Below are 9,690 nucleotides of genomic sequence, written 5' to 3' on the forward strand. Positions count from 1 at the left end.
CCAACGCACGCCGATCCCCGACACCGTCCCCGGCGTCAGAACCGTCTCGGCGCGTTCCCACGCCCGGTGTCGCTATAGCCCGCGACCTGAGACCAGTCCGACGTCGTGGCATCCGGCCCCGGCCAGGCTGCTGCCTGCGCGGTCGTCAGCACGGCTGCGCCGCCTATGGCGCTCAGTGCTGCAGTCAAGGCGATCCGTCGCGAGATCGTCCCCATTCCAACTCCCCCCCTGGCGAGGCGTCCCCGCCGCTCATGTCGCCGAGTGCCTCCCGGCTATCCGACTCTGCAGATCCTCTAAACCGAGCGGCAGTGACCCACAACGGGAGCGCTAGCGGTTGCCCGGTGGTTCGGCGCCTCCAACGGATCGCGGGCCGCGTCTGGACCACACCCCGGCGCGCGGAACCTGCCGGAAGAATTCAGACACCGGAGCGGAGGGTCACTCCCCCGTCGATCACCAGGGTCTGGCCGGTGATCCAGGCCGCATCCGAGGAGAGTAGGAAGCTCACCGCACCGGCGATGTCCTCCGGCAGGCCGAGCCGCTTCATCGGGTAGGGGCGCGCGGCGCGGTCCTCGTCCGCGGCATACAGAGCCTCGGCGAACTTGGTCTTGACCACGGCGGGCGCGACCGCGTTGACGCGGATGGCCGGGCCGAGTTGCATACCGAGTTCGCGGGTGAGCGCGATAAGCGCGGCCTTGGACACGCCATACATCCCGATCACGCCGGTCGCCCCAAGCCCGGCGACGGACGCGACATTGACGATCGCGCCCGGCGCGTCCTTGCCCAGCCCCGCCGCAATCGCCTTCTGCGTCCACGACAGCGCGGCGATCACATTGGTCTCCATGATCTTGCGCGACGCCTCGATCGGGGTGTCGATAATGGGGCCGTAGACCGGGTTGATCCCCGTGTTGTTGACCAACAGATCGACCTTGCCGTATGCCTGCACGGCCGCCGCGATCGCGGCGTTCTGGTGCGCGTCGTCGGCGGCATTGCCCGCCACCGCGACCGCGTGATCCGGCCCGCCGAGCGAGGCAACCGCGGCATCCAACGACTCCTGATTGCGCGCGGTGATCACCACGCGGGCGCCGTCGGCGACCAGACGCTCGGCGATGCCGTAACCGATCCCGCGCGAGGCACCGGTGACGATGGCGACCGAGCCGGCGTGCGCCCTACGGGCGTCGTCGCTCACAGGCCCAGGTCCCGTCCGATGAGTTCCTTCATGATCTCGTTGGAGCCGGCCCAGATCTTGGTGACGCGGGCGTCCCGCCAGGCGCGAGCGACGCGGTATTCGTTCATGAAGCCGTAGCCACCGTGCAGCTGGACGCACTCGTCGAGGACGTCGTTCTGCACCTGGGCGCTCCACCACTTGGCCTTGGCGGCGTCGACCGCCGACAGCTTCTGCTGGGCGTGCGCCTCGATGCAATCATCGACATAGGCCTCGGCGACCTCGATGGCCGTGACCAACTCGGCGATCTTGAACTTGTTGTGCTGGAAGGAGCCGATCGGCTGGCCAAAGGCCTTGCGCTCCTTGGCGTAGTCGATCGTCTCGAGCAGGATCTGCTTGGCATGCGCGACATTCGAGACCGCCGCGCCGACGCGCTCCTGAGGCAGGCGCTGCATCATCGCGATGAAGCCCATCCCCTCCGGGCCGATGCGGTTGGCGTCGGGGACACGCACATTTTCGAAGAAGAGCTCGGCGGTGTCGGACTCCTCCTGGCCGACCTTGTCGAGCTTGCGGCCACGGCTAAAGCCCGGCATCCCGTCCTCGACCATGAACAAGGTGATGCCCTTGGGGCCTTTGGTCACATCGGTCCGGGCAGCGACGATGACCAGATCGCACTGGTAGCCGTTGGTGATGAAGGTCTTGGAGCCGTTCATCACCCAGTCGTCCCCGTCGCGAACGGCCGTGGTCTTCAGGGCGGCGAGGTCGGACCCGCCCGAGGGCTCGGTCATCGCGATCGCGCAGATCAGCTCACCGGACGCCATGCCGGGCAGCCAGCGCTGCTTCTGCTCGTCGGTGCCGAGGTCGACGATATAGGGCGGGCAGACGTCGGAGTGGATGCCGAAGCAGGAGGAGACGGCGGCGTTGAACTTGCTCAACTCCTCCGCGCTGATCGCATTGAAGCGGTAGTCGTCGGCGCCCATGCCGCCGAACTCCTCGGGGATGTCGAGGCCGAAGAGGCCCTGCTTGCCCGCCTCGCGCCAGACCTCGCGGTCGATGGAATGGGCGGCGAGCATCTCCTCGGCACGCGGCTTGAGCGAGCGCTCGACGAATTCGGCGACCGTTGCCCGGAACTCCTCGTGGTCGGCATCGTAGAGATTGCGTGGCATGGACGGCTCCTTCGTCGACGGTGCTAAGCGCTTGCTTAGTTTTCGCACTATCGGGCATGCTTGTCAACATGACGGACGGCATCCGCCTGCGCATCGGAGCGCGGGTACGCACCTATGACGTGCACGCCATCCCCCTGACCGAGGGGGTCACCGAGACCGCTCTCCGGCTCATGGAGGCAGCAGCGGATGCGTTCTCCGACAAGGGTTTTCACGCGACGACTACGCGGGACATCGCCGGCCGCGCCGGCCTCTCCCCCGCCGGCGTCTACGTCCACTTCGCCTCCAAGGAGGCGCTGCTCTACTCGATCTGTATGCGGGGTCACACGGCCGCGCGCGACATGATCGTCGACGCTGCTGCGTCCGGACCACCGACAGTGGCGCTTGAAGCCATCATGACCAACTTCTCACGGTGGCACGCGGAGCAATATCGCATCGGGCGCATTGTGCAATACGAGTTCGGACACTTGACGCCCGGGCACCGCGAGAGCGTGTTGGCGCTGCGCAAGGAGATCGACGCCGCCGTGCGGGCGGTATTGGCCGAAGGCAATGCGCGCGGCGAGTTCCAGGTCGACTCCATCGCCGACACCACCCTCGCCCTGCTCTCGCTGTGCATCGACGTGGCCCGCTGGTATCAGCCCGGCAGCAAGCGCACCCCAGAGGAGATCGGCGCGACCTATGGCCGCCTGGGCTTGCGCCTCGTCGGCGTGACCTGACCCCTCCCCCCGCGCGGCTCGATCAGTCGCGGGTGAGCTTGCGGTAGGTCACCCGGTGCGGGCGTGCGGCCTCCTCACCGAGGCGTTCGATCTTGTTCTTCTCGTAGGCCTCGAAGTTGCCCTCGAACCAGAACCACCTGCTCGGGTCCTCGTCGGTGCCCTCCCACGCGAGGATGTGCGTGGCGACGCGGTCGAGGAACCACCGGTCGTGGCTGATGACGACGGCGCACCCGGGGAAGTCGAGCAGCGCGTTCTCCAGCGAGCCGAGGGTCTCGACGTCGAGGTCGTTGGTCGGTTCGTCGAGCAACAGCAGGTTGCCGCCCTGCTTCAACGTCAAGGCCAGGTTGAGACGGTTGCGCTCACCACCGGAAAGCACGCCGGCCTTCTTCTGCTGGTCGGGGCCCTTGAAGCCGAACTGGCTGACATACGCCCGCGAGGGGATCTCGACCTGACCGACCTTGATGAAGTCGAGCCCGTCGGAGACAACCTCCCAGAGGTTCTTGTTGGGGTCGATGCCGGCACGGTTCTGGTCGACATAGGAGATGTTGACGGTCTCGCCGACCTTGACCTTGCCGGCATCGGGATCCTCGAAGCCGACGATGGTCTTAAAGAGCGTGGTCTTGCCGACGCCATTGGGGCCGATGACGCCGACAATGCCATTGCGCGGCAGCGTGAACGACAGGCCGTCGATGAGGATGCGCTCGCCAAAACCCTTGCGCAGCTTGTCGACCTCGATGACGACCGAGCCCAGGCGCGGGCCCGGCGGGATCGCGATCTCCTCGAAGTCGAGCTTGCGGGTGCGCTCGGCCTCGGCCGCCATCTCCTCATAGCGGGCGAGGCGGGCCTTGGACTTGGTCTGCTTGGCCTTGGCGTTGGAGCGCACCCACTCCAACTCCTCGGCGAGGCGCTTGGCGAGCTTGGCGTCCTTCTTGCCCTGGACCTCCAGGCGGGCGCGCTTCTTCTCCAGATAGGTGGAGTAGTTGCCTTCATAGGGGTAGGCGCGGCCGCGGTCGAGCTCGAGGATCCACTCGGCGACGTTGTCCATGAAGTAGCGGTCGTGAGTGACGGCGACAACGCAGCCGGGGTAGGCGGCGAGGTGCTGTTCGAGCCACAGCACCGACTCGGCGTCGAGGTGGTTGGTCGGCTCATCGAGGAGCAGCAGGTCCGGCTTCTGCAGCAGCAGCTTGCACAAGGCGACCCGGCGCTTCTCACCACCAGAGAGCACGGCGACCTCGGCGTCCGGCGGCGGGCAGCGCAGCGCGTCCATCGCCTGCTCGAGTTGGGAGTCGAGATCCCAGGCGTCCGCGGCGTCGATCTTCTCCTGCAGCTGACCCATCTCGGCCATCAGCGCATCGAAGTCGGCGTCCGGGTCGGCCATCAGTTCGGAAATCTCGTTGTAGCGATCGAGCGCCCGCTTGATGTCACCGGCCCCCTCCTCGACATTGCCCAGGACGGTCTTGGTCTCGTCCAGTTGGGGCTCCTGCATGAGGATGCCGACGCTGTAGCCCGGGGTCAGCCGCGCCTCCCCGTTGGACGCCTGCTCAAGGCCGGCCATGATCTTCAGGACCGTGGACTTGCCGGCGCCATTGGGGCCGACGACGCCGATCTTGGCGCCGGGGAGGAAGGAGAGGGTGACATCATCGAGGATGACCTTCTCCCCATGCGCCTTGCGCGCGCGCGAGAAGACGTAAATGAACTCAGGCATAGGGTCAAGGCTAACCGCGCGAACGCCTGCGCCCGAATCGTCGCCGAGGAGCCGGTATGCCCGTTCTGGTGATCGCCGCGACGCGGCGCGAGGCGCGCTATGTCCCCGCCGGTATGCCGCTTCTCGTCACTGGAGTAGGCAAGACGGCGGCGGCGGTGGCCACCTGCCGGGCGCTGGCGGCATACGGCGATCCGAGCGCGGTCGAGGTGGTGAACATTGGGACGGCCGGGGCGCTGCGCGACGGGCTGACCGGGCTGTTTCACCCAGGCGTGGTGGTCAATCACGATGTCAATCTCGCCTTGGGGCTGCTCGGCTATCCGCCGCAGCGGATCGATCTGGGCTGCGGAGCGGCCGATGTGGTGTTGGCGACGGGTGACACCTTCGTCACCGACGTTGCCGTGCGGGACCGGCTCGCGCAGGATGCGCACCTGGTCGACATGGAGGGCTTCGCGATCGCGTATGCCGCTGCGTCCTTCGGCGCCTCGGTGCGGCTGGTCAAGCATGTCTCGGACAATGCCGACGAAGGCGCGCTGGAGTGGCCTGCCCTGGTTGATACCTCGGCACGGGTGCTCGGTGCCTGGGTCGAGGAGCATCTCGGCTAAGTCACCTCACCCGTTCGACGGTTCGCACCATGCCGTGAGGGGGCGGGGCGGGTTGGGCCTCAGCTTTGTCCACAGCCGCCGACCGCGGTGCCCGTGATCCACAGGGTTTTCGCGGGTCGTGGCGAGTAGCTCGGCGGCTTGCCAGGCTGGCATCGAACCTTCGCGACCGCGCGAGGGGCGAGGCCCGAAGGGGGCAGGGATGAACGAGAACTATGTGACCGTCAGTGGGCGCCTGTGCGCCGACCCCGAGGAGCGCGTCAGCCGCTCGGGAGCGCTGTTCACGACCTTCCGGGTGGCGTCGACCGTCCGGCTGCGGCGCAGCGACGGGGCGTGGGAGGACCGGGAGACGGCCTTCTTCAATGTCATTGCCTGGCGTTATCTGGGCCGCAATGCCAAGGATTCGCTGGCCAAGGGGCACCCGGTCGTCGTCCACGGCAAGCTGCTGGTCAAGCTCTTCGACCGCACCGACGGCAATGGCAAGAACACCAGCGTCGAGATCGAGGCCACGTCGATCGGGCACGACCTGACCTACGGCTACACCGAGTACACCAAGGGCATGAAGCTGCGCCTCGACCCGGGTGACCGCACCAATGACCCCGTGGTCGCCGAGGCGCGCGCCAACAACTGGGGCGCCGGCGATGGCGAGGGCCAGGTCGGGAGTCAGTCGGTCGGTGCGCCGTGGGGCTGCGGTGCCGACCATCCGGCCGACAACGCGCGACACGACAGCGACGGGGCCGACGGGTCCGGCGATAACGTCGAGAGCTGGAACCCGGCCTATGTCGAGGTCGGCCCGGACGGATTTCCGCTGGCTGACCAGCGGGCGGGTGACGCCGTCGAGCAGAGCGACGAGATGGGCGACTTCGAGCCCGACCGCTGGCTCGCCGGGGCCGGCGCCCCGGCGGAGGCGGGCATCCGCGACTGACGGGCTGTCCGGTCAGCGGCGCCGCGCGGCCCCGGGCATCGTGGCCCCGGCAGCGTCGAGTTGGATCCTGGTCTCCCGGTGCCGAGCGAGCACCGCGGCGACGGGCTGCACGATGCTGCGATCCGCAACCGTGGCGATGGCATCGTCCAGCTTCCGCCGGGCGGCCGCCGAGCGGCGCCGGGAGCCGACCGAGGCGAACCACCGGGAGATCAGCTCAAGGAGCCAGCCGAGTGCCAGCCCGCCGGCGAGCAAAACGAAGGGCAGGGCGAACGGTCCCACGTGCACGGTCGGCAGCTCCGGCAGTTGGAACCAACCGACGACGAAGATCGCTGCGAGCCAGACCAGTCCCGCAACGGTCGCGAGGGCGAGAAGGAGTTGGAGGATGCCGAGGACCGACCACCACATGGGGCGGCGGCCTGGCAGACGCGTGCCGACGACGGCTTCGTCGAGGTCGTCGGCGCGTCCGGCCGCCGACGGCAGCGCCGCGAGCGCGACGGCTTCGGCCCAGGGCTGTGGCAGATCGCCTCCTGCCGATTGCGCAAGTCGGCGGGCAGCGAGTTCGACCGCAGCCTGAGCGGCTGGCGTGGCCTCCGGGATGGACGACCGCGTGACGCTGCGTCGCACCTCCCGCGAGCCGAGCGCCTTCTCCTCCATGGGGTCGAGGCGCAGGCGTTTCAGCGGGTCGGGTCGCAGGGCGGAAACCCAGCGGGTGAAGGGCCAGCCGGTCGCGGCGACGGCCTGGCGCTGATAGTCGCGTCGCACGGCCTCGGCGACCGTTGGCACTCCGGCGGCGCGCGCCAGGGCGGTCACGAGTTCCTTGGTGTTCGCGCCCTTGAGTTCGGGCTCGGAGTCGCCGACGCCGTGTCGCAAGGCGGTGGCAACCGACCGCACGTCGGCGTCGAGTCGGGTGCGCGCAGCGCGGGCGCCCTCGACGGCTTGCGCGAGGTCCTCGCGCAACTCGCCGACGCCGAGACCGGTGCGCGCCGAGGTAGCCAGCACCTTGGCCTTGGTCAGCCCGTCGCGCTTCAGCAGCCGGGAGAGATCGGCGAGGCATTCCTGTTGCTGGCGCGGGGTGAGCCGGTCGGCCTGGTTGAGCACAACGATCGTCACGGCGTCGTAGTTGGTCATTGCGGCGACATAGTCGTCGTGGAGGCGAGCGTCGGCATACTTCTGTGGGTCCGTGACCCACACAAAGACGTCGACGAGTTCGAGCATGCGCTCGGCCTCGGCCCGGTTGACGCTCTCCCGGGAGTCGAAGTCGGGCAGGTCGAGCAGGACGAGGCCGTCGAGCGATCCGCCCGTGCCGACCTGGTGGCGGTTATCGACCTCGAGCCAGTCCAGGAGCGGGCCCGCGGGTTCGTCGCCCCAAATGGCGGCCGTGGGCTTGGAGGTGGTCGGGCGGCGCGCTCCGATGGTCGCGACATCGCTGCCGACGACGGCGTTGAACAGGCTGGATTTTCCGCTCCCGGTCGCGCCGGCGAAGGCGACGACGGTGTGGCTGCCGGTATGCGCAGTCCGTTCGGCGACCTTCGCGGTCACGGCTCGCGCGCGTTCCGCCGCAACGGGATCCAGCTGGGCAGCACCCGCGGCCAGCGCGGCGGCGAGTGCGGCAGCATGCCGTTGCAGGTCTTCGGCGCTTACCCCCGAGGCGCGGCCGAGCTTGAGGGGATTCACCGGGCCGCCTGCACCTTGTCCAGGGCGCGTGCCAGACGCTGGGTCTGGTCCTCCGGGACCGTTCGCGCGCCGATCGCGTCGAGGTAGCGGGCCTGCTCCCGGTCGATGACCGCGTCGGCACGGGCCAGGAGCGCGGCGCGCGCCTTCTCCGACATCGTGCGCACGGCCTGGTCACCGAAAATCGCCTCCAACACCCGCTGGGCCAGCACGGAGGTGCCCCCGGCGATGCCGACCTCGGCGCCGGTCAGCCCGGCGGTGTGGGCGAAGGTCACGAGCATCAGGAACAGGCCGATGCCGTTGACGCCGTATGCCGCGATCCGCGCATTCGTGCGCCGGTCGCGGCCCTCGCTGCGGACGATGTCGAGCACTTCGTCCTGCCAGCTGCGGACCTCCCGGTCGACGCGCTCGGACAGATCGCGCGAGGCCTTGCCCAGGTCCGGGTTGGCCCCGAGCAACTCCGCGCCGGCGGGCGTCCCGCGCCAGGAGCGCGCGATATCCGCGGCGGCCGCCGTGCTGTTAGCTTCGATCAACTGCGCCACGCCGACGTGCAGAGCCTCGTCGACATCGGCCTGAGTGGTCGTCTTGCCGGTCAGCGCTCCGGTGATCCGGTCGCGCAGTCGCGATACCCCCGACTCGACCTTCTTGAAGAACTCGCCGGTGCCCACGAATTCCTGCCACCGCGCAAGCACCTCGCCCCGCAGCAACTGGCCGTCGCTCATCCCCGCCGAGACGCCCTTGCGGGCGGCCGCGAACGCGGCGTCCACGTCGTGGCGCAACTGCCCAGTGACCCGCTGCTGGGCGCGACTGGCCGAGATGAGTTCCTCGGCGCGCTCGTCGAGAGACGCGAGCGCGCCGGACAAGGTCTGGCGGACGACCACCTCGCGCGCGCCCGCGTCCGCGGCGAGGTCGGTCAGCCACGACCGAAGGCGGGCGATGTCAGCGTCGGGGATCAGGCCGGCATCGGTCAGCGTCGTCTCCGGGATGGGGAAGACCGGCGAGGTGCCCAGGCCCTGCTCGCGGAGCATGTCCACCAGATGAGGGCGCACCTCCCCCATCACCTCGGGGGGCACCCGGTCCAAGACGATCGCCACGGCTGTCCCTCGGTCGGCAGCCTGGCGCAGCAGCTCCCATGGCACGGCATCGGCATACCGGGCTGCCGTCGTGACGAAGAGCCACAGATCAGCGGCCGCGAGCAACTGCCGAGACAGGCCGCGATTGGCCGAGACGACCGAGTCGATATCGGGGGCATCAAGCAGCGCTAGACCCGCGGGCAACTCGGTGGATTCCACCAGCCGCACGGTGTTCTCCGCATCGCGGTTCGTGACCTCGCCGGTGACCCGGCTCAACTCGGGCAGGATCCGCGCGTCGGCGAACCAGCGCTCGTCCTGCGGGTGATGCACCAGCACCGGGCTCGTCGTGGTCGGGCGGATGACGCCGGCGCGGCTGACCTCACGGCGCAAGAGCGAGTTGACCAGCGTCGACTTGCCGGCTCCCGTCGACCCGCCGATCACCGCCAACAGCGGCGCGTCGATCGACGACAGGCGCGGGATGACGTAGTCGTCGAGTTGCCGCAACAGCGCCGCGCGATTGTCCTTCGCCGCCGCGGTGCTGGGCAGGTCCAGCGGCAGGACGCTCTCGGCAACCCGGTCGCGGAACTCACGCACAGCAGGCAGCAACTGATCGCTGCCTGCCGCCGTCGTTGACACGCGCCAAGATTACCCGCCATTAGCCTGCGGCAATCGGACC

At 68.8% G+C, this 9,690-nt stretch carries 8 protein-coding genes; 3 read left to right on the forward strand and 5 right to left on the reverse strand.

The features are described 5' to 3' along the window. Nucleotides 1–415: 415 nt before the first annotated feature. Both PKH97_RS09655 and PKH97_RS09660 read right to left on the reverse strand, forming a co-directional pair. Nucleotides 416–1,186, reverse strand: a complete 771-nt coding sequence (locus PKH97_RS09655) for an SDR family oxidoreductase (protein WP_324387195.1) — start codon at nucleotides 1,184–1,186, stop codon at nucleotides 416–418. After that, complete coding sequence (locus PKH97_RS09660; RefSeq protein ID WP_324387196.1) at nucleotides 1,183–2,328, reverse strand: acyl-CoA dehydrogenase family protein; 1,146 nt, start codon at nucleotides 2,326–2,328, stop codon at nucleotides 1,183–1,185. The genes PKH97_RS09655 and PKH97_RS09660 overlap by 4 nt, the downstream gene beginning before the upstream one ends. 68 nt (nucleotides 2,329–2,396) lie before the next feature. Between PKH97_RS09660 and PKH97_RS09665 the strand changes: the two genes are divergently transcribed. Further along, nucleotides 2,397–3,041 (forward strand): TetR/AcrR family transcriptional regulator, encoded by a 645-nt coding sequence (locus PKH97_RS09665; protein WP_324387197.1) that lies wholly within the window; start codon nucleotides 2,397–2,399, stop codon nucleotides 3,039–3,041. Between the two features lie 22 nt (nucleotides 3,042–3,063). Here PKH97_RS09665 and ettA read toward each other — a convergent pair whose 3' ends face one another. Further along, nucleotides 3,064–4,746: an energy-dependent translational throttle protein EttA gene (gene ettA / locus PKH97_RS09670; RefSeq protein ID WP_324387198.1), complete on the reverse strand. Its 1,683-nt coding sequence runs from the start codon at nucleotides 4,744–4,746 to the stop codon at nucleotides 3,064–3,066. A 56-nt stretch (nucleotides 4,747–4,802) separates the two neighbouring features. Between ettA and PKH97_RS09675 the strand changes: the two genes are divergently transcribed. Next, entirely contained in the window at nucleotides 4,803–5,348 is a 546-nt protein-coding gene (locus PKH97_RS09675; protein ID WP_324387199.1) for a nucleosidase, read from the forward strand. Between the two features lie 199 nt (nucleotides 5,349–5,547). Next, entirely contained in the window at nucleotides 5,548–6,270 is a 723-nt protein-coding gene (locus PKH97_RS09680) for a single-stranded DNA-binding protein (protein ID WP_324387200.1), read from the forward strand. Between the two features lie 12 nt (nucleotides 6,271–6,282). On the opposite strand, the gene PKH97_RS09685 is transcribed toward PKH97_RS09680, so the two are convergent. Together PKH97_RS09685 and PKH97_RS09690 are read right to left on the reverse strand one after the other, a co-directional pair. After that, nucleotides 6,283–7,944: a YfjP family GTPase gene (locus tag PKH97_RS09685; RefSeq protein ID WP_324387201.1), complete on the reverse strand. Its 1,662-nt coding sequence runs from the start codon at nucleotides 7,942–7,944 to the stop codon at nucleotides 6,283–6,285. Beyond that, complete coding sequence (locus PKH97_RS09690; RefSeq protein ID WP_324387202.1) at nucleotides 7,941–9,650, reverse strand: dynamin family protein; 1,710 nt, start codon at nucleotides 9,648–9,650, stop codon at nucleotides 7,941–7,943. Before PKH97_RS09690 ends, PKH97_RS09685 begins: the two co-directional genes overlap by 4 nt. Nucleotides 9,651–9,690 lie beyond the last annotated feature (40 nt).

It is taken from the genome of Nostocoides sp. (assembly GCF_035343835.1).
Lineage (GTDB): Bacteria > Actinomycetota > Actinomycetes > Actinomycetales > Dermatophilaceae > Nostocoides_A > Nostocoides_A vanveenii.

Bases quoted from the DNA above. Each gene is read 5' to 3' on its own strand.
- PKH97_RS09660 (WP_324387196.1), bottom strand. From the start codon at position 2,328: ATGCCACGCAATCTCTACGATGCCGACCACGAGGAGTTCCGGGCAACG.
- PKH97_RS09665 (WP_324387197.1), top strand. From the start codon at position 2,397: ATGACGGACGGCATCCGCCTGCGCATCGGAGCGCGGGTACGCACCTAT.
- ettA (WP_324387198.1), bottom strand. From the start codon at position 4,746: ATGCCTGAGTTCATTTACGTCTTCTCGCGCGCGCGCAAGGCGCATGGG.
- PKH97_RS09675 (WP_324387199.1), top strand. From the start codon at position 4,803: ATGCCCGTTCTGGTGATCGCCGCGACGCGGCGCGAGGCGCGCTATGTC.
- PKH97_RS09680 (WP_324387200.1), top strand. From the start codon at position 5,548: ATGAACGAGAACTATGTGACCGTCAGTGGGCGCCTGTGCGCCGACCCC.